The sequence below is a fragment of the Methylobacterium frigidaeris genome (assembly GCF_022179185.1).
In the GTDB taxonomy this organism is placed as follows: domain Bacteria; phylum Pseudomonadota; class Alphaproteobacteria; order Rhizobiales; family Beijerinckiaceae; genus Methylobacterium; species Methylobacterium frigidaeris.
On the sequence record NZ_BPQJ01000061.1, the window covers coordinates 1 to 24690 of the forward strand.

Genomic DNA, 24690 nt, shown 5'->3' on the forward strand with positions numbered 1-24690 from the left:
CTCCATCGCCAACTTCAAATACATCGCACGCGTCAATGCTTAAGCGCGGTGGTATAAGACCTGCGATTTCCGTTAAACGGAAGTGCCGGCAGTCGATGGCTGATGAACACGCTCGACTTTCCTGTGCCAGCTATGTGCGAACTCCGGGCCTCAAACGGCGCGGACCTGAACGATAACCCTTCGAATAATAAAGACCTTCGATGTCACCGGTCCTGCTGTCGCCTCCTTATTCGCGTAAGGCCCCCCGTACGAAACTGGACACACTTAGTGCCGGCAGAAGCGCAGAACACCGAAATGCTGCTACTTCCGCTAGAGACGACCGGTATTACGGCGACTGCCATCGCACGTGACCGCATCCAGACGACGCAACTAAACTTTATGCTCAACTCCAGACACAAGCCGATTCCCGCGATCAAACCACGAGCATCAGCATCACGCTTCACCACACGAGACAGTAGGCAAGCTCTGAAGAACGCTTACGATCGTGTAGCATCACATCGCGGATCTCTCGCGGGCTCTGACCTGTCGCCATGCCGCAATAGCGACTCGGCGGACCTCGTAAGCCGTACGCTGCTGCGTACCCGGCTCACCCATGCCGAGAGGACTGTAGCCATGCAGCAGGACGCCGTCGGGCCCGTGGAGGCGCCGCACCTCGGCCCTCCACGCACGATCGGCCAGAGCCAGTTGATGTTCGGTCTCGATCAGGCACTGCAGGTGGATCGCGACCTCCGATGCGGTCGCCCCCCACGCGGTCATGGCGCCGCGAGCCGCTTGGTGTTCGCCGCCACGTGCTCGCGGTAGCGTGCGACCACCGCCTCGGGCGACCCACCAAGCGAGAGCGTCACCATCGCCTCGCCGGCTGCCGAGACTTTCTCCGTCACCATGGACTGGGCCTCGGCCCACCCCTCCTGACCGCCCCAGGCCAGCCGAACCAGTCGCAGTTCAACGACCTTCTGGGCTTCGATCGCGAGCATCATCGAGGACAGTATCAGGTTGACCATGTGTCGCTCCGCACCGCGGCAGATGCGGCACGGGGTCAACCCGCCGCGGCCGTGAATTGATCCGACCCCGAAACGCAGCGCAGCCCTGCACGCCGCCCCCGTGGCGAAGGCGCGTTCCGCGTAACCCCGCAGGCCGATCTCGATTCCCTCACGCCGTGAGCGGCGCTGCCTCCTCGGTCGTGACCCGGAAGCCCACGAGGGTGTTCGGCCCGAAAGTGAGCGTCAGAGGCACATCGGCAGCGTCGCGTCCATAGGCGATCAGGATCCTGCCGATGCGCGGACTGTTGTTGCGCGGATCGAAGGTGTGCCAGCGGCCGCCCAGGAAGACCTCCATCCACGCTGCGAAATCTCCCGGAGCATGCGGCAGCGGCAGGCCGATGTCGCTGACGTACCCGGTGCAGTAGCGAGCCGGAATGTTGAGGCAGCGGCAGAACGCGATCGCCAGGTGGGCGTAATCGCGACAGACGCCGCGACGCTCCTCGAAGGCTTCCAGCGCCGTGCGCGTGGGGCGGGAATGCTCGTAACCGAAGGTGATGCGATCGTGCACGTAGTTGCAGATCGCCTGAACCCGCGCCCATCCCGGCGCCATGGCTCCGAACAGATCCCAGGCGGTCTGCGACAGGCGATCGGTCTCGCAGTACCGGCTCCCGAGCAGGTAGAGCAACGTCTCCACGGGCAGGCTGCGCACCTCTTCCTGCCGTGCGACCGTGTCGGTCATGTCCCAGTTGCCATGGTCGCGAACGACCGTGTCGGTCCGCAGCGTGAAACGCCCGGCCGGCGCGACGAGCCTGTTGCACCAGTTCCCGAACGTGTCCCGATATCCCTCGAGTGGCACAGCCGGTACCGTCAACACATTGTCCGGTCGCTCGAGATCGGAGAAACGCGACGCGTGGACGTTGAGCATCGTGACGACCGGCGTGTCCTGCACGAAGTCGTAGGTCATTTCACAGCCGACGTGGATTCGCATGAAAGCTCTCCGTGAACGATGCTGGGGCGTGTTCCCGCCTCATGGAGGCAGGCTGGTTCGCGTTCCGGGTCGGCACGGCTGCAACGGAGTCGATGTGCGACATGGCCTTGCGTCCGGTCGCAGCGCAGACCGGGGGCTCTCCCGAATGCCAAATCCGAAAGGCATGGTCGAAGCAACCATCCGAACCCGTCGCGCCGGCCAGCGAGTCTCTGCCAACGAGGCGTCGGCGTCCACCCCGGATGCCTGAGCTTCGCCGGCTGTCTTGATAAAAGTTCGCACCGGCGTCCGGCTTTAGCGATCGTCATGTGCCGTCGAGATGTGGTACGATGATTTTTACAGACGGGCGCCAAGTGAAACATCAAATGCAAGTGAAACATCAAACGAATGCGGTGCTGCTTATCGCCGCACTGCTATACACTGGTATTTACGTTTGTGCTCCATCGAGCGCTGATGCGCTCCCCATTGCGACCAAGTCCGGCTTGGAACCAGCTAGAGGGCGATCGTCAGGTAAGTCTGACGATAAGATCAAGTTGGACTCGGAAAAAATCGAAGAGAGTACCAGGAAGCGACGGGATGCCGACCGGAAGCGCGACGAACGCATGAACAAACTCGGGGCCTCGATCTGCACGGGCTGCGGCGGCCCTCTCGTCCCTTTCGATCCGACGGGAGGTGAGCCGAGTCTGAAAGGTGGCGCGAGACGTCAACGAAACTGAGGACCGGCTATCGCCTGTTGCATGCCCCGGATCCTGCTCGGCAACCGGAGCAATCCCGTCCTGTCGCCCCCGGTGAGCCAGCTCAGTCGGCGTCGCATCGCTCCTGAACCTTTTGCTCAGTCGACTGTTTTTTCTTTATGCGGCCGAGCCTGTAGTGGCGGCCCGACGAGGTTTCTCATCATCGACACCGGCCCCATTCCACGCGTCGACACGCGGAACGCGCCTCGGAAAGGGGTCGTGAGCCGATCCCGGCCCATTCCTGTCCAAGGCCCTGCGCGCGGAGATCGGTTGCCATGACCCTACCCACTGAAACGCGAGCCAAGGCAGCCCTTGGGGTCCAGGGCCTCGACGATATCCTCGTCGGCGGCTTCATCCGCGATCGGCTCTATCTCCTGGAAGGCAGCCCCGGGACCGGCAAGACTACGATCGCGCTCCAGTTCCTGCTCGACGGCGCACATCGCGGCGAGAAGGGCCTCTACATTACGCTGTCGGAGACCGAGGAGGAGCTGCGCGAAGGCGCGACCTCGCATGGCTGGACCTTGAACGAGCATATCAAGGTGTTCGAGCTCGCCCCGCCCGAGAGCCTGCTCGATGCCGAGCAGCAGCAGAGCCTGCTCTACTCCTCCGACCTCGAGCTCGGCGAGAGCACCAAGGCGATCTTCCAGGCGGTCGAGGCCGAGAAGCCGAGCCGCGTCGTGCTCGACAGCCTGTCCGAGATCCGGCTTCTCGCCGGAACATCGCTGCGGTACCGCCGACAGATTCTCGCGCTCAAGCATTACTTCGCACGCCACGGCGCCACTGTTCTGATGCTGGACGACCTGACCGCGGAAGCGCTCGACAAGACCGTGCACAGCATCGCCCACGGGGTGATCCGACTGGAGGAGCAGTCACCGGAATACGGCGCGGAGCGCCGACGCTTGCGTGTGGTGAAGTATCGCGGCCAGCGCTACCGTGGCGGGTATCACGATTTCTCGATCAAGGCGGGGGGCGTTGCGGTCTATCCAAGACTGATCGCGCTCGAACACAAGACCACGTTCACCCGGACCCAGACGACGAGTGGTATCGTCGAACTTGACGACCTCGTCGGCGGTGGGATCGAGCAGGGGTCAAGCACGCTGATCCTCGGGCCGGCCGGCACCGGCAAGTCGCTGCTGGCGATTCAGTTCGTCCTCGCCTCCATCGCCCGCGGCGAGCGGGCCGCTTTGTTCGTGTTCGACGAGGAACTCGGGCTGCTGTTCGAGCGCCTGCGGGCGATGGGCCACGACCTCCGGGCGCTGCGGGACGCCGGCAAGCTGTTCGTCGAGCAGGTCGATGCGGCCGAACTCTCACCCGGCGAATTCGCGCATCGGGTGCGGGCTTGCGTCGACGAGCACGGGATCAGGACGGTGGTGCTTGACAGCCTCAACGGCTACCAGGCGTCGATGCCGGAGGAGAACGCGCTCGTCCTGCACGTGCATGAGTTGCTGCAATACCTCAACCGGCAGGGTGCATCGACCTTCCTGACGGTGGCCCAGCACGGGCTGGTCGGCGATATGAAGTCGCCGGTCGACGTGACCTATCTCGCCGATACCGTGGTGCTCCTACGCTACTTCGAGGCAGTTGGCCGGGTCCGGCGGGCGATCTCGGTCATCAAGAAGCGCACCAGCGCCCACGAAGATACTATTCGCGAGTACAAAATCGGCAGTGGCGGCTTGACTATCGGGCCTCCTCTGGAGAACTTCCAGGGTGTCTTGCGCGGTGTTCCCGATTTCGTCAGCCATGACGGTCCGCAGCTGAAAGCTGAGCGAGGCTGATGCTTCAGCAGGACGTGAGTTCCGAGCGGGCGCTGATCCTGGCGCCCTTCGGCCGGGATGCGAGCATCGCAGCGTCGCTCCTCGGCGAGGCCGGCATTGGATCGGCCATCTGTCGCGATCTTGCCGCCCTGCAAGCCGGGATGGCTCAAGGAGCGGGCCTGGTGATCGTGACGGACGAGGCGGTGCTCAATGCGGATTTGCAGCCGATCAACCGGTGGGTGGTGGCCCAGCCACCCTGGTCCGATCTGCCGTTCATCCTGCTCGTCCACCGTGGAGGTGGATTGGAGCGCAACCCGGTCGCCCGGCGGACCTCGGACGTGCTCGGCAACGTCACCTTCCTTGAGCGGCCGTTTCATCCAACGACCCTCGTCAGCGTCGCACGTACCGCCCTGCGGGGCCGGCGGCGGCAGTACGAGGCGCGCGCTCGCCTCGTCGAGTTGCATGCGGGCGAGCAGCGCCTACGAACCGCACTGGCGGCCGAGAAGCGTGCGGCGGAGCATCAGCGTCTGCTCATCGACGAGTTGAATCACCGGGTGAAGAACACCCTGGCAACCGTGCAGTCGATCGCGACCCAGACCCTTCGCAATGCCCCCACCACGGAAGAAGCACGCGAAGCGCTTGAGACGCGGCTGCTGGCTCTCTCGCGCGCCCACAATGTGCTGACCCAGGAGAGCTGGGAGGGGGCCAACCTCTCTGACGTCGTGGCGCAGGCGATCGCCCCCTACGATCGGCGGGAGGACCAGCGGTTCCAGGTGAGCGGCCCGGAGGTACGGTTGCCGCCGCAGATGGCATTGGCGCTCGCCATGGCGTTTCAGGAACTCGCGACCAACGCGGTGAAGTACGGTGCGCTGTCTAACCAGACCGGCCACGTCGCGATCACCTGGACGAAGGCAAGCCGGCCAGCGCGCCTCTGCTTGCGCTGGAGCGAAACGGGCGGACCTGCCGTCGTTGAACCGCCCCGCCGCGGTTTCGGATCGCGGCTGATCGAGCACAATCTCGCCCGCGATTTGGATGGGCATGTCAAAATCACATTCGGAAAGAGTGGTGCGATCTGTACAATCGATGCACCTATCGACCGCACATTGCGTCAATGAAACCGGATTTGATGCTGCTGACATAATTCATGCGACCACCTAGGAGATTTGCCCAGCGTCCGCCTGTCTGGCTCTGATCTTGCTCGGCGATGGATGATGGCGCCAGCATTGGCAATATTGAATGCAGGATTATTTTATATGCAAAGATCCATGCTTTTCTTGCTTGTCTGCAATTGCACTTTTCGCCGCCATTTCCGCGATCCTGCCTGTACGTAGGAGCAGGCGTTTGTATCCAGAGTTAATTCTTGGCGCCAGGTTTGCCGTTTGTCACGATATGGCCCTTGGTGGTCGGAGCTGCTGCGATGGTTTTCGGCTTCGCTTTCTTCGGCTTCTTGGCTTCACGGTTTCCGCGGGGTCGATCGTTGCTCATCTGAACCTTCCTGCTCAAACATCAGGTGTTTCGAGGTTTCGTTCATCAAGTTCGTCCGGCTCCGACAGTCGCGTGAAGTCGGACAACACGGCAGCCACCATGCTTTGTAAGCGAGGATCGTCGCAGGAGAGCGCAGCGGCGAATCGTTCCAGCAGGTACCGTGCCTTGTCGGCGGCCTCGGGCCAAGTTGCGGCCTCTGCCGCGAACAGGTTGGCTTCCAGATCGTGCTGGCGCGCGACCAGGCCGGCATGCTGCGCTTTCACGGCAGCCCGTCTGCGGCGGTTATTCGTCGCCTTCAGGGCGGCCATCCCGCGCCGTTCGTCGAGCTCGATGGGTCGGTCCGTCATCTAGCCAACCTTCCGTTCCCACGTGAAAGCATGATAAGTTTGGTTGTACGAGAATAATATTTTCTCGTCGGCAACCGTCTGATATTTATAAAATATTGATTACCTTGGACGCTACCGCGTGCGACGCCTGATCGATGGGCGAGGAGTCCTTGAGCTGCAAGCCCTGCAAAGCAGATTGCAGACTCTTACGATCTCTCGTCACCACGGCGTATGGCGCTCACGGCTCGGCAGAGGCCAAAGCTGCCGGCGCGGGCAATGCAGAGACCTGCTTCCTGCTGTGGCGTGTGCCGATACCCCCGACCAAGAGTTCGATCTGGGCTGTGGACGCGCGGATTTGAGCGGTTGCACCTCGCAAGGCCTCCATGTCGAGGTGTCCAGGCTCATCGGCACTCCACCAACGGCCGTTGTCGATGTTTTGGAGCAGGCGGCCGAGCCGCCTGTGGTCTTGCGTAAGCTGCTCGATGATGCCTTTGCCGGGGTCCATCGTCATTTTCCTGAATGAAATGAGAGTGAGATATGGTTCCAAAGGACCAGCGTTCGGTTATATGAGTTTTTAGCTATCATGTATGACCGCTCATAATCACGTCGCTTTCCCTGCGAGCGTGCCTGCTTCATGCGGCCAGCGACTCGATCGATACGCCGCTCCTCGTGTGCGATCTTTGATACGCTCTCGCGGACGCGATCACAGAAGATACTTCTATTGCTCCCTGTCGTCGCTGATATCTCGCCGTCGAGACGCTCCGAGACGCGTTCATGCAGATCAGCCCAGGCATTTAGGCGCTTCAAGAGCTTGACGTGATCACGATCTTCGACGGCCTGTTCCATTCCCCAGCTAAGAAATCGCAGCCGTACTCCGGCGAAAGCCACATGCAGGGTCGAGAGACCATGAGTTCGCGGGGAATTTCGTCGAGGAGGAAGGTCGGTGGGCATCGCGCCCTCCGTTCAATCCCGACCCATCGCCAGGATACAGCCCTGGATATGGTATCCAGCTGGAACATTGCAACCTGCAAAAAATATAAAGTTCCGCATATCACGCTATTCATTTGGGCATAATGGGTACCTATATTATAGCGCGCCGCCGTTTTATGCGATGTTCACGAAATAAACGGACGAGATTCAATTGTCCCATTAGATAAAATACGCATTCGTGTTTGACACATGGCCCTGAAAGGCGCAGCGCCAGACCTCACCTCTGGGTATGACGCATGCAACGCGAGTGGAAGACGTGGTCGCAGATCGCGACCTTGATCATGAAGCGGATTCGGCAGCAGCCCGGAGGTCACAGCCTCCTCTGGCTTGAGTTCGACGAGTTCGATGACGAGGCCAGTCATGGGACATTTACCCTGGAAACTGACGGCATGTCCGACGACGAACGTGAACGGCTCGCAGGATGTATCGTAGAAATGCTATTGAAGCTAAGAATGAAATATAAGATTTCTTCTATAACCATACATTAAATAGAATTTATAGATTTGTCCGCCGACGGTTGACGAGAGGCCCATCGTCGTGTCGTATCGCGATCATGCATCTCCTATGTAGCCTGAGTAGGACGTGAGACGATAGTGCTCGCGTCACGTGTTGCGGAGGTTGTCATGGACCGCCGCGACGATGTCGGCAACGCTGAGATCCAGGTAGGGTAGCACGTCGTCCGCAGGGCGCCCGCTCTCCGGTATCCAGCGGACGACGAGGGAGCGCACGGTCGGCGCGGTCGCGACGGCGGCTTCGGCGAGCTCACTCCCAAGATTGCCGACGTCGTTGTCCTCGGCGGTCGGCGGCACGCAGCCCGCCTGCGCCAGGGTCAGCACGGGGCCCATCTCGATCGGTAGTCACTGTGATGCAGTCGGAGCGGCCTATCCCGAGCACGTCGGCCACCACCTGGACCGGGAAGCGTCCGAGAGCCGGTGACGGCAACGGCCATACGGCTTTTTCTTCGTACGATTGCCAGGCATCTCTGGATACCCCGATCTCCAGCGTCTTGCGCCCGAGCAGACGCTCGGGATCACGCACGCGCAGTTCCAGTTCACGCCTATGGCTGGCAGCGACGTCGCCGTCATCGGCCCGTACCGCCGATTGCCCGTATTCGGCCTGCAACGCCTCTCTCCGGGTACAAGGCTTGGCGAGGGGCCATACGGGTGGGAGACCGCCGAGACGGTCATGCCCGGCTGCATCGTCTGTTCGACCAGCCGCACCTTCTCCTAGTCAGTGTAGAGCTGACGACACCGGCGTCCCGTGATGATCTCGATCCGCTGCGTATTGTTTGACAAAGGCGCATGCCCAAGCTTCCGCATAGGTTCTCACGATTGTCCCTTATGTACGTTTTAAACGGGGCTCGCTCCGGGTGGCGGCGCATGTGACCAACCTTGCGCAACCCCCCTTGAGGCGAATGACCCCGAAACACGTCGACCGGCACGGAGAGTTGGTTCGTCTCGGAATTTCGTCGTTGCTGGTTGCCGCCCAGACATTCGCGTAGGCACTGGACGATTCTCAGCTCACAGGTTCGTGGTAAGATCTTGTAACAAATCAATCTCTTTCGGCGTCATCGCAATTTTGAGATGATATCAAATTTTGTTGAGCGGTAGACTCTACGAATTAATAAAATTAATCTCGAAGTGGATAGGCCGTGATCTAACGCGGACTCTTGCGGCATTCATGGCACAGGAGCACCTGTAGCTCTCACACCATACTAACAAATGATAGCTTTATGGCTTGAGCGGTTCTAAGCTCACACAGCGACTAAAATCCCCTGAACGACGCGAGGCGCATGAACACGAGTACGGACGAGAGCGGGCCGACCGTCGATCTCACCACGTGCGATCGAGAGCCGATCCACGTGCTCGGCGCGGTGCAGCCGTTCGGCTTCCTGCTCGCCGTGTCGCCGGACTGGATGGTCGTGCGGGCCAGCGCCAACACCCCAGAGTGGCTCGGTCGTCCCGCGGAGGACCTGCTCGGGCTGCCGCTCGACGCGATCGTCGATCAAGAAGCCATTCACTTGATGCGCGGCCACCTGCAGACGCTGCGCGGCCCCGATGCCGTGGACAGGATCTTCGGGGTCCAGCTCGTGCCGGACCAGCCCGTCTTCGACGTCGCGCTGCACGTGTCCGGCGGTGCCATCGTCATCGAGGCCGAGCCCAGCGCACCCGAGCACCTCAGCGCCGGCAACCTCGTGCGCAACATGGTCTCGCGCCTGCAGAATACCGTGGAGTTCGAGCCGCTCTGCCGCGAGGCCGCCCGGCAGATGCGCGCGCTCACCGGCTTCGACCGAGTCATGGTCTACCGCTTCGCGTCCGACGGGTCGGGCGAGGTCATCGCCGAAGCCGTGCGCTCCGGGCTCGACCGCTACCTCGGCCTGCACTACCCGGCCTCCGACATTCCCAAGCAGGCCCGCGCCCTCTATGAGCGGAATTGGCTGCGCATCATCGCCGACGTCGAGGCTCCGGCCATCCCCGTGCTGCCGGCGCACGACCCGGCTGGCGAGCCTCTCGACCTTTCCCTGTCGAGCCTGCGCACGGTGTCGCCGATCCACCTGGAATACCTGCGCAACATGGGCGTGGCCGCCTCGTTGTCGGTCTCGATCCTGCGCGACGGCCGGCTCTGGGGGCTGTTCGCCTGCCATCACACCGAGCCGCGCCACATCTCCCTGGAACGCCGCACCGCCGCCGAGCTGTTCGGTCAGATGTTCTCCTGGATCCTGGAGAGCCGCGAGCGCGAGGCTCTCGCCACACAGGAGGCCGTCGCCCGCGAGACCCACACCCGGCTGATGAGCGCCATGGCGTCGGGAGGCACCGGCTTGGATGGCCTGGGCGACTTCGCCGACGAACTCGCCGGCATCGTCGCCTGCGACGGACTGGGCCTCTTTGTGAACGGCGAGATCACCCTGCAGGGCATGACGCCCACGCGGGAGGAGTTCACCGGGCTCGTGCGCTTCCTGAACCGCACGGCGGCGAGCCGCATCTACGCCACCGATGAGATCGGGCGCTTCCACGAGCCTGGCCGCGACTTCACCGAGCGGGCGGCCGGGATGCTGGCGGTACCGGTGTCGCGCACGCCGCGCGACTTCCTGGTGTTCTTCCGCAAGGAGGTCGCGCGCGCGGTGACATGGGCCGGCAATCCGGAGAAGCCCGCGAGCCTCGGCCCGAATGGCGTCCGCTTGACCCCGCGCAAGAGCTTCGAGGCGTGGCGCGAGGTGGTGCGGGGTCGCTCGCTCCCCTGGACGGAGGCCGAGGCCCGCACCGCGGAGGCGCTGCGGGTCACCCTTCTCGAAGTGATCCTGCGGCTGAGCGACTCGGCCGAGCGTGAACGCAAGGAGGCGCAGGAGCGGCAGGAGCTCCTCATCGCCGAGCTGAACCACCGGGTGCGCAACATCCTCAACCTGATCCGGGGCGTGGTCACACAGAGCCGCGCCAGCGCAGGCGAAGGCGAAGACTTCATGGCAGTGGTTGGCGACCGCATTCAGGCGCTCGCCCGTGCTCACGATCAGGTCACCTCAGCCAACTGGGGGCCGGGCTCGCTCGCCGACCTGCTCACCGTCGAGGCCGCGGCGTATCTCGGCGACAAGGCGGACCGTGTCGTCCTCGATGGCGTCGACGTGCTGCTCGAGCCGCAGGCGTTCACGACGATGGCCCTCATCGTACATGAGCTGGTCACCAACTCCGCCAAGTACGGTGCGCTCAGCGACAGCTGCGGCCGGGTCGACGTGCGGTGGAAGCGGGACGGCTTCGACAGCCTCGTCATGCACTGGATCGAAACGGGCGGCCCCGCGGTCAAGGCGCCGACCCGGCGCGGGTTCGGCTCGACGATCATCGAGCGATCCCTTCCCTATGAACTGAAGGGCGAGGCCGAGGTCCATTACGCGCTGACCGGGCTGAACGCGAGGTTTTCGATCCCGGCCGCATTCGTTCGCGCCGCCCCGCCGCGCGCCATGCGCGCAGTCCAGCCCGAGGCCGTTCGGCCGGTCTCGTTCGGCGGGACCGTTCTCGTGGTCGAAGATAACATGATCATCGCGCTGGAGGCGGAGGAAGTGCTCACCGCCCTGGGCGCAGATGCGGTCGATCTGGCGGCCTCGGTCCGGGAAGCGCTGCGGTTGATCGATGCGTCGCCGCCGGACCGGGCGTTGCTCGACGTGAATCTCGGGGCCGAGACGAGCATCGTGGTCGCCCGACGGTTGGCGGAACTCGGCATCCCGTTCGCGTTCGCAACGGGTTACGGCGAGAGCTTCCAGGTTCCACCAGATCTCGGCGACGTAGCGGTGATCAAGAAGCCTTACGGGGCCGACAGCTTGCGGCATGCCTTCGCCCGACCTCGACGCTCCTGAACCCGAAGGTCTGAAGGGCAGCTGCGTCGGCGTTCGAGACCGAGCGCAGCACAAGGCGCACTGCATCAAACTTCGGGGATGAATGATCCATGCCCCTACACCCGCTTGAATCGGCGCATTATCGCAGTTCTGATTCGTAAAAATTCAGCCATGGGATGTGCACCGCGTGCCGTTGTCAGCATCTACGATCGACATCAGCAAGTTGCGATATTTTTCATATAGCCGTTACGAGTGAGATATAATTTGTGGTGACGTAGCCAGCCTGCTATCACGAGCAATCCTCCCACGATCCATGGAGCGATTACATCGTCGATATGGGTATTCTGACCCAGCGTCGCCGACCGTGAGTTTGTGATCAGAGAAACCCTGTGAGCACTGATACCAGGCCGATCGCCATTCTCATCGCCGAGAGCGATGAGCTTATCCGCATGGTCACAGCTGACATGCTAGTGGATCTGGGCTTCAGGGCCATCGAGGTGCGCACGGCAGTCGAGGCTGTCGCCGTTCTCGAAGGCCCGAGCAATATACACACGCTGATCACCGCCCGCCGTATCATGGGTGATGGGATCGCGCTGGTTCACCTCGTGCATGCGCGCTGGCCCTCCGTCCGCATCATCCTCACCTCAGGACGTGCGGTGGACCATAGCCATGAGCTTCCACCCGGGGTGCGCCTCCTCCGCAAGCCATACGACTCTGCCGATCTAGCGCGTGAGTTGGGCACTGCCGTGGACCAGAATGAAGCGGACGTTTCTTCTGCTCCTCTGATGCCATCTGGGATCCCACCTCATACGGGAGCGGATCTTGGCACCGGGATGGGTGCCGTTGCGGCTCCCGCGGCAGAGCCTGATAAAACGTAACCCTAGGCCCGTGCCGTTTGAGCCAGGATCGCCTCCGAAGCCCGGCCGTAGGCCTGCGGCTGATCCTGCCTCGCGCGTGGTGCCATGCCCTCCATGGTGCCTTTCACCCCGACCGCTCTCAAGAAAACGATAGACGTCCGGGTCTCGTTCGGGTGCTCCTTCGAAGTCAGCGTCGAGGGCCGCTACGCCCGACGGGCCGGCCGGGCGCAGGAAGCTCGGATGCACTCAGCGCTTCCGGCTCAGGTCAAGAGACGCCGCGTGTTGCCCGCGACCAGTTCTCGGTAGCGCGCGACGACCTCATCGAGCGGAAAGGCGTCGTGACGCCCCCGGCTTCGGGACCGCCATGCCGCCCGGGGCAAGCCTTTGAGAAGAGGCTGCACGGACCGGCTGAGGGGCCGTTGGCAACCCACCGCTTCCCGGCGGATTGTATGTCCAGCCGGGCCTCGTAGAACACCGCATGCCGGGCAGGGTTCTCGAAGCCCCGGACCGGCCCAGGAGTGGTTGCGAGTGTCGCGTACAGGGGAAGATGCTCAGATCGGGATCGACCTCAGGCTGCTGAGGGCCGCGGTCGAGGCAACCGGCGAGGCCATCCTCATCACCACCGCCGACCTGGACGAGCCCGGACCCGTCATCGTCTACGCCAACCCGGCCTTCACCAAGCTGTCGGGCTACGACGCGGCGGAAGCTGTCGGCCGGAGCCCGCGCTTCCTGCAAGGGCAAGGCACGGACCGCGCGGCCCTGAGCAGGACCCGTGCCGCGCTGGAGGCCGGCGAGGCCTTCCAGGGCGAGGCGCTGAATTACCGAAAGGACGGCACGACCTACCAAGTCGAATGGCTGATTACCCCGGTCCGCGACGTGGACGGGCGCATCACCAATTGGGTCTCGGCACAGCGGGACGTCACCCAGCGTCGCGCGTTCGAGGACCGCCAGGCGTTGATGGTGCGCGAGCTCCACCACCGGGTGAAGAACACCCTCGCGACGGTCCAGGCCGTCCTGAACGCGACGATGCGCTCGTCGGTCACGATGGTCGAGTTTTCCAAGGCTTTCGGCGGACGCATCGGGTCGCTGGCCCGGACCCACGCGCTGATCACCGAGGACGAGGCGCAGGTCGCCTCGTTCGAGGGCCTGCTCCGCGCCGAGCTCGACCCCTACGCCGAAGGTGGCCGGGTCACCCTGGAGGGCCCGCGGCTCAAGCTACCCTCGGAACTCGCGGTGCCGGTCAGCATGGCGCTGCACGAACTGACGACCAACGCCGTACGCCACGGCGCGCTGGCGCACCCGGGCGGACGGGTCGTTGTGACGTGGAAGGTCGAGGACGATTCGGACGGCCACCGGCTCGCCTGGACCTGGAACGAGCATGACGGACCGCCCCCGACCCTTCCCACGCGCGAGGGGTTCGGGACCCGGCTCCTGAACAAGATCCTGACGGCGCAAGTCGCGGCCGAGGTGGATGTCGGCTTCGAGAGCGACGGGCTGCGGGTACACGTCCGTCTTCCGCTGGAACGACGGTAGACACCATGCCGTCACGGCCAGGCCGATGAAGGGCAACGAGATCATCACGTACCTGCCGGGGGGCTTCTCCGGCCAGGCCGGATTGCCAGTCACCAGGGTCCCGACCTTGATGATCGAGTTGAGGTTGTGATGCGGCGTAAGTGACGCACCACCCTCGAGCCGGTGCATCCCGGATGCCCGGGGTCGGGTCCGAAGGGGCGACCGACCCGGGTACGTCCCGGACCCACGGCTCCATCGTCGCAGTCTCGGTCGCCCATGTGCCCGAACATGCTGGTATCATGGCTGCCGCTTACAGGTCCGCCTCTCTTTTTCATAACGGACATCCAAAACGGCAAAGCGGAGGGTCCGCTTAGGGTCACATCCGGCTGGGCCCACGGGGCACGTTGCTGGCAGAGTTGCCCCAAGAGAGCTGAAGCTGTCATGCTGGGCTCAGGATACCTCAGGACCGTGAAATCGACGTAGCAGCAGACAGCAGCTAGCGGACCCTCGAACGCGCTGTATGACGCTCCTGGCGCATCAGCGCTGACTGCCTTTCCCTTCGCGGGGTATGGGAATGAATTGGACCCTGAATGGCCGCTGACTGGGGGCACGACATATTCCGTATGACGGCCGTCGCGGCCGACATCGGCTTTGTCAAGCGCTAGCCGGTCAGGCCTGCTATCGGGACTTGTTCCAGGAGGACGCCATGAAGACGCTTGTTTTGACGACCGCTGCCCTGCTGATGCTCAGTGCCGCCCCGGCCATCGCCATGAGCTGCTGCGGTGGCGGCAAGGGCAAGGGCGCGATGATGTGCGGCAAGGGTGGCATGGCGATGAACCATGCTGGTAAGGGCAAGAAGGGCGGCTGCTGCTGCGAGGGCATGAGCGGTGGCAACATGAGCCGCCGCAGTTGACCGAGGCACCGCAGCGCCGAGGCCAAAAACGGTCCATCGGCCTTGGCGGATCGTGTTGGTCACGGCGGCATGCGCCGCCGTGCCGTGCCGAATGCCGTGCCTGCCGAGCCAGGCGGTAGAGAGGCCCATCAGGGTGATCGGCGCGGCCGAAATGTAGGGAGCCAGTCGGGCGCCAGGAACCAGCATGCCCGGTATACCTTGGCCACGCCTTAGGACCGTCGCTATCCTGGCGTCGCAGGCGCGAACGCTTGCACGGCCGGGGCCTTGGCACGGGAACGATGTGGAACTTCATCATCCGGCAGATGCTGCGGCAGTGGCCAGCCTGGGCCAGCTACGCCGCGGCCCTGCTCCTCGTCGGCGCGGCCTTTGCCGGCCATCGGGTCTGGCCCGAGATGCAGGCCTACCCGTTCTTCTTCTACTTCCCGGCCGTGTTCCTGGCGGCCGTCCTGTTCAACCACGGCTCCGGCTTCCTCGCCACGGCGCTCGCCGCCGGCCTGGTCACGCTGCAGCTCGAGCCCCGGCACAGCTTCTGGATCGCCCTATCACGCGATCAGCTCGCCTGGCTGACCTTCGTCATCGTCAGCCTCCTCCTTGCCGGTCTCGTCGAGGAGATGCGCAAGACCCTGCACGGCGCCCAGGCCGCGGAGCACATAGCCCGCGCGGCCGAGCTCCAGGCGCGTACGGCAGAGGAGCAGAAGGACCTGTTCCTGCGCGAGGCGGTCCACCGCTTCAAGAACGACATCACTATCGTCGTGTCCCTGCTGCGCATGCAGGAACGTCGCCTCGGCGACAGCGAAGCCAAGGCGATGCTCGCCAACACGTCGAACCGGGTTGAGGTCATGGCCCGCGTGCACGACCGGCTGCGGATCGGCCGCGGGACCGCCGCCGAGGTGAACACGCAGGAGTTCATCAAGGGACTGTGCGCGGACCTGCAGGCCTCGCTCGTAGACCTCCGCCCCGTCAACGTGGAGGTCGCCGCCGAGCCCCACCCCCTCCCGCACGAGCAGGCGGTGGCGGTCGGCCTGATCATCAACGAGGCGGTGACGAACGCGCTGAAATACGCCTTTCCCGACGACCGCACCGGCACCGTGACGGTGTCCTTCCAACGCCGAGGGGAAGCGTTCCTGCTGAGGGTGAAGGACGACGGCATCGGCATCGACACGGCGGGCGTCCCGCGGGTCGGCGGGGTCGGGCGCCGTCTTGTCCACTCGATGGCCCAGCAACTTGACGGCAGCCTCGCTGTAGAACCGGACGAGGGACGGCCTGGGACGGTCGTGACCGTGATCTTCCCCCAGGCGCTCGGCAGGGCAGGCACGTCAGGAGCGTGACCCCCGGCCTCCCGTCGCGGTTCAAACGTTCGCGGGAAGGAGCGCCGATCCGACCCGTTTGTCAGCGGATGTTATGTCATGCGGCCAGCGAGCGGCTATAAGGTCTCGAACGCTCTCGGGCCGGCGACCTCATGAACCTGACCTTCCCGCCCGCCGACGACGTGACAGGACCTCACCTCCACGACCTGGCCGAACTCGTAGTCGAGAACGCGGCCGATGCCATCTTCGTGATGGACACCGCAGGCCGGACGCTCTTTGCAAACGCCGCCGCCGAGCGCACTTTCGGCTGGCTCCGGCACGAACTCGTCGGGCACCTCCTGCACGACCGCCTGCACCATCACTATCCCGATGGCCGACCCTTCCCGATGGCGGAGTGCCCGCTCGGGCACGTCTTCACGTCGCAAAAGCGGCTTGAGCGGCACGAGGAGGTTTTCTTCCACCGAAACGGCGACCGGGTCCACGTCGCCTGCTCGAACGCGCCCATCCTCCGCGACGGGGAGATGATCGGGGCGGTGCTGATCGCCGTCGACATCACGGAGCGCAAGCGCATCGAGGAGCACCAGCGCGTCCTCCTCAACGAGTTGAACCACCGCGTGAAGAACACCCTCGCGACGGTGCAGTCCATCGTCGCGCACTCGCTGCGCGGCACCACCATGAGCTCGGAGGCAGGCCCTGCCATCGAGCATCGGCTGATCGCCCTGTCGCGCGCCCACGACGTACTCACGCGCGAGTTCTGGGGTGGCGCCGACCTCTCGGACATTGTGGCCGGCGCCTTCGAGCCCTACGCGGCGAACGCCGTCCGCTTCCAATGCCAGGGTCCTCCCGTCCGGCTGCCGCCGCGCGCGGCTCTTGCGGTGGCCATGGCGCTACAGGAACTCTGCACGAACGCCATCAAGTACGGCGCTCTGTCCGACGAGACTGGCACAATCCACCTCACCTGGCGGACCGAGGACGCGGACGGGGTGCGCCTGACCCTGCGCTGGGAGGAGCGGGGCGGGCCGCCGGTAGTCCCGCCGACCCGGCGCGGCTTCGGCACGCGCCTCGTCGAGCGTACGCTCGCCCAGGACCTACAGGGCACCGTCAGCCTGGACTTCGCACCGTCAGGGGTCATCTGCACCGTGACGGCGTTCCTCGGCCCGTGAGGCCATATGCCTCGACTTTACCACCGTAGGAACCCGCGTTGGGTCGGGTCACCACCCATGGGAAAGTGTCGCATACCGCTTCGAGATGGCGGACATGAATTGTGGCGGCCGCGCCAAGTGATACAGCACGTCCATCGGCTACGACATGCTTACGTCGCAGTCGCCACCCACATGTCGGCTTCTTCCAAAGAAGCGGATATACGTGCGAGCAGGCTTGAAGATTTGCAAGGGGGCACATCCGGCTGAGCCTACGAGGCACGCTCCTGACAGAGCTGCCCCACAGAGCTGAAGCTGTCATTCCGGGCTCAGGATGCCCCAGGACCGACGTGGTGGCGTAGCAGCAGGGCACCTATTGAGCCCTCGAACGCGCTGTACGATGCTCCTGGTGCGTTGGTGTTGGCTGCCCTCCCCCACACTGTGATCACCTGCTCCTGGACGCGCGCCGTCGAGGATCGGAGCCACGTCGACCGGGCGGTCCGGCGGCCCGGAGTGTTCTTAGCGTGACCCCAGCAGCAGGCTCACGAGCCGGGTATTGGCGGCCTTGGTGACACCCGCGCCCATCGGGCGATGCGGATCAGTTCGGAAGAGGTCAGGCACCGGTCCGGCGGTTCAGCCGCCGCGAGCGGCCCCCCGACTCTGGATCGTTCGGTGCGCTCCATCCCGAGATCGGGGGCGAGCCAGTGAGGCCAGATGTAAGCGCGCTGGGAAGCCTTGAGCGGTGCCGCCATAGGAACTCCTGCATCGTCTCTCCTGCGGTGACCACGCCAGCATGCTACCAAGCGTGGCAGTTCCTGCCGCCTCATTTGCTAATCGCAGCCCGAACCAAGGTGAACCGATCTGCCGGCCGCTGCCGAAGGCGGGCTCAGAAGCCTGACGTACGGGTTCATTATGGGCGTGCCCTTCCTGAGCCCCTCGTTATATCGTTCGAGATGAGCGTCCGAGTGACCTTGGCCGGGCAGGCTCGACGTCGGCCGGGTTCGGGACGTAGGCGCACCAGGCACAGCGCCCGCTGGCGACCATCGCGCGCGCATTGCGCTGCGAGCAGATGGGGCAGACATGCAGGTGGATGCATCCGCTCACGAGCGAGCCGTCGCCGCGGCCTCCAAACGTCACGCTAGGGGTTGGCTCTTCCTCGGGCATGGCCTTCACAGCTAAGTCTGCCGTACTCACAGAACGGCCAAGCAAAAATGAACTGTCCACAACGGGTCGGTTCCAAGTCGGAAGGAAACGCCCATGATGGGCACAAGGCTGCGGCGGAACCGCAATCTTGCTGATACGTACTATGCTGCGCTGCAACAACATGGAAGAGCGAATAAGAGACAGTGTGACTATTGTGCAACCGCGGTTACAGTCACGCTAGAAGGCGGCGGGGCTATCTAGGTTGCCCGTGCTTCTGCCACGTCCCAGGCGCTCACTGCTCCATGCTCAAGCGTCCTGTCTGGGACCGAATGCCATGCCGTTCGATCTTCGCGTTTGCGCCGCCACTGATGCGGCCAGGGCAGGCCACAACAGGCACGGCGCGAGGGGCAGTTCGCGACCCATTTCAACCATAGAAACAACAATGCGAAGGGTCCTGATTTGCCCCCATCCCTTTTAGGTTGACCTTTAGGCCGCGCAGCACTCCGCATGAGCGGCATTTTCGGCGGGAAGCCAGACTTCGATCGGTGCACAGGGGTCACCAAAATCGAGAACAAGCTGCTGCAGCCGCTTCGCGGCCGATGCCGCTGAAGCGGGCATGTCGATGGTGCCGCCAACGGCCTTGACTGTGCTGGATAGGACCAAAGCACCCAATGTCAGAGATACGGGAGATTTCTCTGTAAATTTTTGCATCGCCTACCTGTAACACGTTTGTTCATCGAACAAAGCTCCCGGCCTGGATCGGCGACATCAAGCCTGACCGCGTGCTTAACGCCGGTTTACCAAATTGCACATGCAACCGACAGGGGGCGATGCTAAGGCGGTCCCGTCGTCAGTGGCTTTCTTCAACCGCCAATCGGCAGGCGAGCCCGAAGAAGGTCACGGCCGCGAGGCGGTTGGCGATCTTCAGGAAGGTGGTGCTCGACGCCACCGCCGCCCTGAAGCGCCCCACCACGACCACGACGAACCCGATCCAGGCCACGGCCATGAGTGCCAGCGTCATGCCGAGAACGAGGCTCTGAAGCGCGAGCGAACCAGCCTCCGGGTGCACGAACTGCGGGAACAGCGCCAGGAAGAACGCGATCATCTTCGGGTTGGCGAGGTTGTTGGCGAGCCCCTGGACGAAGAAGCGTCCGGCATATCCCGCCCGATCTCGAAGGGCAGGATCAAGTTCGAGCGTCGCAGGCGCGCGCCACGCCATGAAGGCGAGGTACAGAAGGTAGAGGACGCCCACGACCTTCAGAGCCGTGAACGCGACCGGAAAGAGGAGGATGATTGTCGAGACGCCCACGCCGGCGAGGACGGCGTGGATGACGTTGCCGACCTGCGTCCCGACGAGCGTCATCAAGCCAGCGGCGGTGCCCGAAGCGAGCGTGCGCGACAGGATCAGCACCGTGTCAGGTCCTGGCGAGAGGACGAGCACCACGGCCGTGGCGAGGAAAAGGGCGTAGGCGTGCAGGTCGAACATGCGGCGTCCACCACGGGAAAGAGGTCAGTACTGCTGACCTATCTTGCGAGCGTTCGCAACTGCCGTGCGAGCGTTCGCAACTGCCGTGCGCTGAGGCCGGCCGTCCGCCCGTTACGGATCCTCAGTGCGAAATCGTACCGAACACCGACAGCTTGAGAGCGTTGCGGTCTAGGCGCTCACAGCAGAGGACCTCATGGCCCGATACTACTTCGACATCCACGACGGGCAGTGGCTCACCCGGGACGATGTCGGGTTCGATTGCGACGGCCAAGAGGCCATCCGGACCGAGGCGATGCAAGTTCTTCCTGCGATCGCAAGGGATGGCGTCCCGAAGGACGGGAATCGCCAGGCTTTCACGGTGCTCGTCCGCAACGAAGACAACCTGACCGTCTACACCGCCACAATGACATTCGCGGGTCTCTGGCTGGGCGAGGAGGTTCCGCCTGCGATGGGTGCCGAAGCCAACAGCCTCGACTGAAGAGCGTCCGCCGCCCACCCGCCCCGGACGATCATTGGTGGGGCGCTATGAGGGGTGTATGGTCCCGGGATGTGGTGTGACGGATCGAGCCTGAAGCGTTCGGCTCTTTGGTCCAGATCTGAAGGCTCTGCTCGTAGGGCGTGAGGCCGCGCAGGGTCTTCAAGCGACGGGCATGGTTGTAGGCGTCGACGAACAGTTGCAGGTGCGTCCGGAGCTGTTCGTGGGGCTCGTAGTGGTAGCGCTTGACGGTGGCGTCCTTGATGGTGCGGTTCATCCGCTCGACCTGACCGTTGGTCCAAGGGTGGTTAGGCTTGGTCAGGCGATGCTCGATGCCGTGTTCGTGGCAGACGCGATTGAACATGTGCCGGCTGTAGAGGGCGGTCGGGCCTGAGCGGTTGCGCGGGGCATGGCAGAACTGGACGCCGTTGTCGGTCAGCACGGTGTGGATCTTGTACGGCACGAACGCGACCAGTGCGCGGAGGAAGTCTGAAGCGGTGTCGCGATTGGCTTCTGCTTCCAGCTTGGCGAAGGCCAACTTCGAAGTTCGATCGATGGCGACAAAGAGGTAGAGCTTGCCCTCTCCCGTCCTGACCTCGGCGATATCGATGTGGACGTAGCCGATAGCGTACTCGGCAAAGCGCTTCTTCTTGGGCTTGTCACCTTCCATCTCTGGCAGGCGGCTGATGCCGTGCCGCTCCAGGCAGCGATGCAGCGACGAGCGGGTCAGGTGCGGGATCGTGGGCTGGAGTCCGTAGAGGCAGTCGTCCAGCGGCAGCAAAGTATGGCGCCGGAAGGCGACGATGATCGCCTCTTCCTCTGGGGTCAGGACCGTCGAGCGCGGCTGCTTCGGACCCATGGCGGCATCGGCCGTCGACTGGCGTCCGCGCCATTTCTGGATCGTCGTCGGACTGACGCCGTAGCGCTTGGCCGCCGCTCTCACACTCTCTTGGCGTAGTGTATTGCGCGACAGACCGCCTCCGTCGTGCGGGCGCTGCCGTGGAGAATTTGGCCCATAGCGCATCCCTCGCAGCATGATGGTCAACCGTACCACCACACCGCAGGATCAAACACCTAGCGTATCATCCTCGGCGTCTTCGAAGTAAATGTCTGAGTTTTTGACAATATTTGGCGGCATTGGCTTCATCACGTTGATGAATTCCATCGAGGCAGATCGGAATTCAATATATTCTTTCCTCGATCCGCTCGCGCGGCGAACGGTCGCTTTAACAGACTCGTAGCTTAAAATATTCTCCTCGGCAAATGTTTTCGCAAATTCAACAGAAACCCCCGTGCCACTAAGCTCCTTGTTGATGTCCGATACCGCGACCTCGGCGGCGGCTGTCATTGAATTCCATTTTGATCGTTGAGTGCTATCATTGACTCTGCCTTGTTCAGCAATTTGCTCTTGCCGCCACTCCTCGGCCTGCTGGCGCTCGTTCTGAGCCTTAACGAGATCCGCGAGAGAGGGCGTGTTCTGTTTGTTGGACATGAAGGCGCCTTCGGGGAGCTTGGTGCTCTCGACCGCGATCTTAGGCGGCGGTCTGCCATTTGGCGATTCCCGGCCCTTGCCGTCGCCATAGACCAGCATAGAAGAGGCGCCGCGCCGGCCGACTCCCCGGAAGCCCGATAGACTGCCCCTCGACTGAGCGCGCCACCGAGCCGCGCTTGAGACCTTCCGGGAACTTTCCAGGCGGGTGGATTCGCGTTCCATGAACACGATTCCGCGCACGGCGGCATGTAGGCGCCGGATTAAAATGTCCCACTCTGGCTGATTAGAAATGGCACACTCCCCTGTTTTGCGGACCGCGGGAGGTCGCCATGGGGTGAGTCCTGATGAGCGAGCGCGAGTTGCAGCGGGTCGAGGTGCTGTCGGCCGTTCTGACTGGGCGACAAACGGTGACGGGAGCGGCGCGCCTTCTGGGTTTGAGTCGGCGACAGGCTCACCGGCTCATCAAGGCTTACCGAACCGATGGGGCTTCGGCCGTTCGTCACAAGGCTCGCGGTCGTCGTTCGAACCGAGCGTTGAGCGATGGGCTGCGCGATCTTGCTCTCACCTCCGTGCGGGAGAGATATTCGGATTTTGGTCCAACGCTTGCGGCGGAGATGCTACAGAAGCATCACCAAATTTCGGTCTCGCGTGAGACGCTGCGGACCTGGATGAAGGATGCGGGCCCCTGGCTGTCGCGTCGGCAGCGTCGGGCGTTGCATCCACCACGGCTCCGGCGGGAGCATCTGGGCGAGTTGGTTCAAATCGACGGCAGCGAGCATGGGTGGTTTGAGGACCGGTCCGACCGCACCGGCGCGACCTATTTCGCCGGGTACCTCGGCGAGACCCGGGTGGTGATGCTGCGCGACGATCGCGCCGAGCTCACCGGCCGCGAGGTGGCGCGGTGGAGCGTGCTTCTCGAGGAGCCGCAGCCGCGTGAGGAGCGCCAAGCGCCGACCGGCAGCGACGATGGTGAGCGGCAGGTGCGACCAGCCCGTGAGGAGCGCCGAACCGCGCCGCCGGCCTCGACCCGGAGCACCGGTGGCCGGCGCAGGAAGGCCCCAGAGACGACGGCGGAGCAGCGGCATGAGAAGACGGCTGCAGACCGGCGAGCCGCCGAATCGCTGCGGAGCCGCGGCATCGATCCCCGATCAGAGATCCGGCAGGACGATCTCGGCTTCTGAGGGCGCGCTGCTTGGATGGCCAGCCGCTCGATGCAGAGATCGCGAGTTGCCTGCGTCCACATCGGCTCCTCATGCCGAAGACGACGCCCGACTTCCGCAATCAGTCAAACAGGCTCTCGGGCAACGGCACCGATATCGACCGCGGCGCGCGGCAAAAAACACCGCCTCACGTCCCCGCCCCCTCCTCGCTCATGAAGCGTGCGAATCGCGGATCGCTCAAGTACGCGACGTTGACCCGCATCATCGGCGGACCGGCCGGCCCATCGGGCTGGAACAGGCCGCCGGGTGCGATCAGGATGCCGCGCGACGCGGCTCGGCGCGACAGGGCATCGAGGTCGCACGTCTCCGGCAGGCCGCACCAGACGTAGTAGCCGCCCCGCGGCGCGCCGAAGACCGGCAGGCCGAGGCCTTGGAGTACCGCCCGGCCCTGGAGCGCGGCCGCCTCGATCCGGCCGCCGAGGCGACGCAGGTGGCGGCGGTAGCACCCGCTCTCGATCAGGCGGTGGACCATCCCCTCGACGAAGCCCGAGCTGTTGACGCACGTCACCATCTTGAGGTCGCGCAGGGCCTCCCGCACGTCGGGGCGCGCCGCGACGTAGCCGCAGCGCAGGCTGGCGGACAGGGTTTTGGCGAAGGTGCCGACGTAGATCACCCGCTCGAGTTGGTCGAGGGCGGCGAGCCGGGCCTGCGCCGCCGGCAGCACGTCGGCGAAGGGGTCGCTCTCGATGATCCGGAGGTCGAGGGCACCGGCGCGCTGGAGCAGCCGGTGGGCGACCGGCAGCGTGAGCGAGCAGCCGGTCGGGTTGTGGGCGAGCGAGTGGGTGAAGAACAGCCGCGCCCCGCTCGCCCGCGCCATCGCCTCGAGATGGGCGACGTCCGGCCCGTCCGGGTTGCGCCGCACGCCGACGATCCTGGCCTTGGCGAGCCGCAGCTTGCCGAATAGCGGGTAGTAGCCCGGCGAATCGACCAGGACCGGGTCGCCGGGCGCCACGAACTGGCGGATGATCAAGTCGAGGGCGTGGTTGGCGCCAGCGGTGAGCAGCACCCCGTCCGGTCCGGCGTGGATCGACCGCTCGGCGAGCAGCAGCGCTAGGCTCCGGCGCAGGGGCAGGTAGCCGTCCGGGCTGCCATAACTCTCGCTCGCCGCAGCGAGGGACGGCCTTAAGTGGCGCCCAATCTCCGAGCTCTCCATCCAGGCCGGCGGCGGGCGCCCGTCGCCGACGCGCACGTCGTAATGCCGGTTCAGCTGTTCGCGCAGCAGCCAGACGCTGTCCACCGCCTCGAGCGGCACCGGGCCGGGCGCCGTGGCCTGCATCGCCCGCAGGGCCGGTCCCTGTGCCGAGACGTAGAAGCCCGAGCCCGGCCGGCTCTCGACCCGGCCCGAGGCGACGAGGCGCTCGTAGGCGTTGACGACCGTGTTCTTCGCCACCCCGAAGGCGGAGGCCGCCGCCCGGATCGAGGGCAGGCGCTCGCCGGCGCGCAGGTGCCCGCGATCGATCCGCTCGTTGAGCCCGGCGACCACCTGCTCGACCCGGGTGCGGGGTTCGGGGGGTGAGACCGTATCCATGCGGGCAAGGGTACGGTCACCCCGGATAAGGTGCAAAGCGTTC

Annotated in this window: 18 protein-coding genes and 1 pseudogene; 10 read left to right on the forward strand and 9 right to left on the reverse strand. The window is 64.1% G+C overall.

The annotated features are described in order from the left end of the window. Positions 1–752 precede the first annotated feature (752 nt). Both MFF64_RS32740 and MFF64_RS32745 read right to left on the reverse strand, forming a co-directional pair. Entirely contained in the window at positions 753–1001 is a 249-nt protein-coding gene (locus MFF64_RS32740) for a hypothetical protein (RefSeq protein ID WP_099904076.1), read from the reverse strand. Positions 1002–1149: 148 nt separating this feature from the next. After that, the gene (locus tag MFF64_RS32745) at positions 1150–1968 is read right to left on the reverse strand and encodes a transglutaminase-like domain-containing protein (RefSeq protein ID WP_099904074.1); all 819 of its coding nucleotides are present in this window, start codon (positions 1966–1968) and stop codon (positions 1150–1152) included. Positions 1969–2974: 1006 nt separating this feature from the next. On the opposite strand from MFF64_RS32745, the gene MFF64_RS32750 reads away from it, so the two are divergent. Together MFF64_RS32750 and MFF64_RS32755 are read left to right on the forward strand one after the other, a co-directional pair. Continuing rightward, on the forward strand, positions 2975–4474 hold the full coding sequence (locus MFF64_RS32750) for an ATPase domain-containing protein (protein ID WP_238193421.1): 1500 nt from the start codon (positions 2975–2977) through the stop codon (positions 4472–4474). Further along, complete coding sequence (locus MFF64_RS32755; RefSeq protein WP_238193422.1) at positions 4474–5568, forward strand: sensor histidine kinase; 1095 nt, start codon at positions 4474–4476, stop codon at positions 5566–5568. Before MFF64_RS32750 ends, MFF64_RS32755 begins: the two co-directional genes overlap by 1 nt. Before the next feature lie 384 nt (positions 5569–5952). Here the strand turns inward: MFF64_RS32755 and MFF64_RS32760 are convergent, their stop codons facing one another. The 3 genes from MFF64_RS32760 to MFF64_RS32770 all read right to left on the reverse strand — a co-directional run bounded on the left by MFF64_RS32760 (position 5953) and on the right by MFF64_RS32770 (position 8090). After that, positions 5953–6285, reverse strand: coding sequence for a hypothetical protein (locus MFF64_RS32760; protein WP_099902039.1), 333 nt, complete (start codon positions 6283–6285; stop codon positions 5953–5955). A gap of 217 nt (positions 6286–6502) precedes the next feature. Then, positions 6503–6769, reverse strand: a complete 267-nt coding sequence (locus tag MFF64_RS32765; RefSeq protein ID WP_238193423.1) for a hypothetical protein — start codon at positions 6767–6769, stop codon at positions 6503–6505. A 1087-nt stretch (positions 6770–7856) separates the two neighbouring features. Beyond that, positions 7857–8090 carry a hypothetical protein gene (locus MFF64_RS32770; RefSeq protein ID WP_238193424.1) on the reverse strand — a complete coding sequence of 78 codons (234 nt, stop codon included), beginning with the start codon at positions 8088–8090 and terminating at the stop codon, positions 7857–7859. 956 nt (positions 8091–9046) lie between these two features. On the opposite strand from MFF64_RS32770, the gene MFF64_RS32775 reads away from it, so the two are divergent. From MFF64_RS32775 to MFF64_RS32800, 6 genes are all read left to right on the forward strand, one after another. Next, positions 9047–11596 carry an HWE histidine kinase domain-containing protein gene (locus MFF64_RS32775; RefSeq protein WP_238193425.1) on the forward strand — a complete coding sequence of 850 codons (2550 nt, stop codon included), beginning with the start codon at positions 9047–9049 and terminating at the stop codon, positions 11594–11596. 368 nt (positions 11597–11964) lie between these two features. Next, positions 11965–12453, forward strand: coding sequence for a response regulator (locus tag MFF64_RS32780; RefSeq protein ID WP_238193426.1), 489 nt, complete (start codon positions 11965–11967; stop codon positions 12451–12453). Positions 12454–12960: 507 nt separating this feature from the next. Further along, positions 12961–13965 (forward strand): HWE histidine kinase domain-containing protein, encoded by a 1005-nt coding sequence (locus tag MFF64_RS32785; RefSeq protein WP_099900654.1) that lies wholly within the window; start codon positions 12961–12963, stop codon positions 13963–13965. Between the two features lie 685 nt (positions 13966–14650). Then, a complete protein-coding gene (locus MFF64_RS32790; RefSeq protein WP_238193427.1) occupies positions 14651–14857 on the forward strand; it encodes a hypothetical protein in 207 nt (68 codons plus the stop codon). 278 nt (positions 14858–15135) lie between these two features. Beyond that, a complete protein-coding gene (locus MFF64_RS32795) occupies positions 15136–16185 on the forward strand; it encodes a sensor histidine kinase (RefSeq protein WP_238193428.1) in 1050 nt (349 codons plus the stop codon). A 131-nt stretch (positions 16186–16316) separates the two neighbouring features. Then, positions 16317–17327 (forward strand): sensor histidine kinase, encoded by a 1011-nt coding sequence (locus MFF64_RS32800; RefSeq protein WP_238193429.1) that lies wholly within the window; start codon positions 16317–16319, stop codon positions 17325–17327. A gap of 1969 nt (positions 17328–19296) precedes the next feature. Here the strand turns inward: MFF64_RS32800 and MFF64_RS32805 are convergent. Next, on the reverse strand, positions 19297–19932 hold the full coding sequence (locus tag MFF64_RS32805) for a LysE family translocator (RefSeq protein ID WP_099907736.1): 636 nt from the start codon (positions 19930–19932) through the stop codon (positions 19297–19299). 193 nt (positions 19933–20125) lie between these two features. Here MFF64_RS32805 and MFF64_RS32810 point away from each other — a divergent pair, with 193 nt between their 5' ends. Then, positions 20126–20410, forward strand: a complete 285-nt coding sequence (locus tag MFF64_RS32810; protein WP_099907734.1) for a DUF6894 family protein — start codon at positions 20126–20128, stop codon at positions 20408–20410. Between the two features lie 59 nt (positions 20411–20469). On the opposite strand, the pseudogene MFF64_RS32815 reads toward MFF64_RS32810, so the two are convergent. Both MFF64_RS32815 and MFF64_RS32820 read right to left on the reverse strand, forming a co-directional pair. After that, positions 20470–21424: pseudogene (locus tag MFF64_RS32815) on the reverse strand (IS481 family transposase); the annotation flags it as partial. Positions 21425–21473: 49 nt separating this feature from the next. Then, positions 21474–22121, reverse strand: coding sequence for a hypothetical protein (locus MFF64_RS32820; RefSeq protein WP_238193430.1), 648 nt, complete (start codon positions 22119–22121; stop codon positions 21474–21476). Between the two features lie 122 nt (positions 22122–22243). Between MFF64_RS32820 and MFF64_RS38720 the strand changes: the two genes are divergently transcribed. Continuing rightward, complete coding sequence (locus tag MFF64_RS38720; RefSeq protein ID WP_099907733.1) at positions 22244–23080, forward strand: helix-turn-helix domain-containing protein; 837 nt, start codon at positions 22244–22246, stop codon at positions 23078–23080. 166 nt (positions 23081–23246) lie between these two features. Here the strand turns inward: MFF64_RS38720 and MFF64_RS32830 are convergent, their stop codons facing one another. Further along, a complete protein-coding gene (locus tag MFF64_RS32830; RefSeq protein ID WP_099907731.1) occupies positions 23247–24647 on the reverse strand; it encodes an aminotransferase-like domain-containing protein in 1401 nt (466 codons plus the stop codon). Positions 24648–24690: the final 43 nt, after the last annotated feature.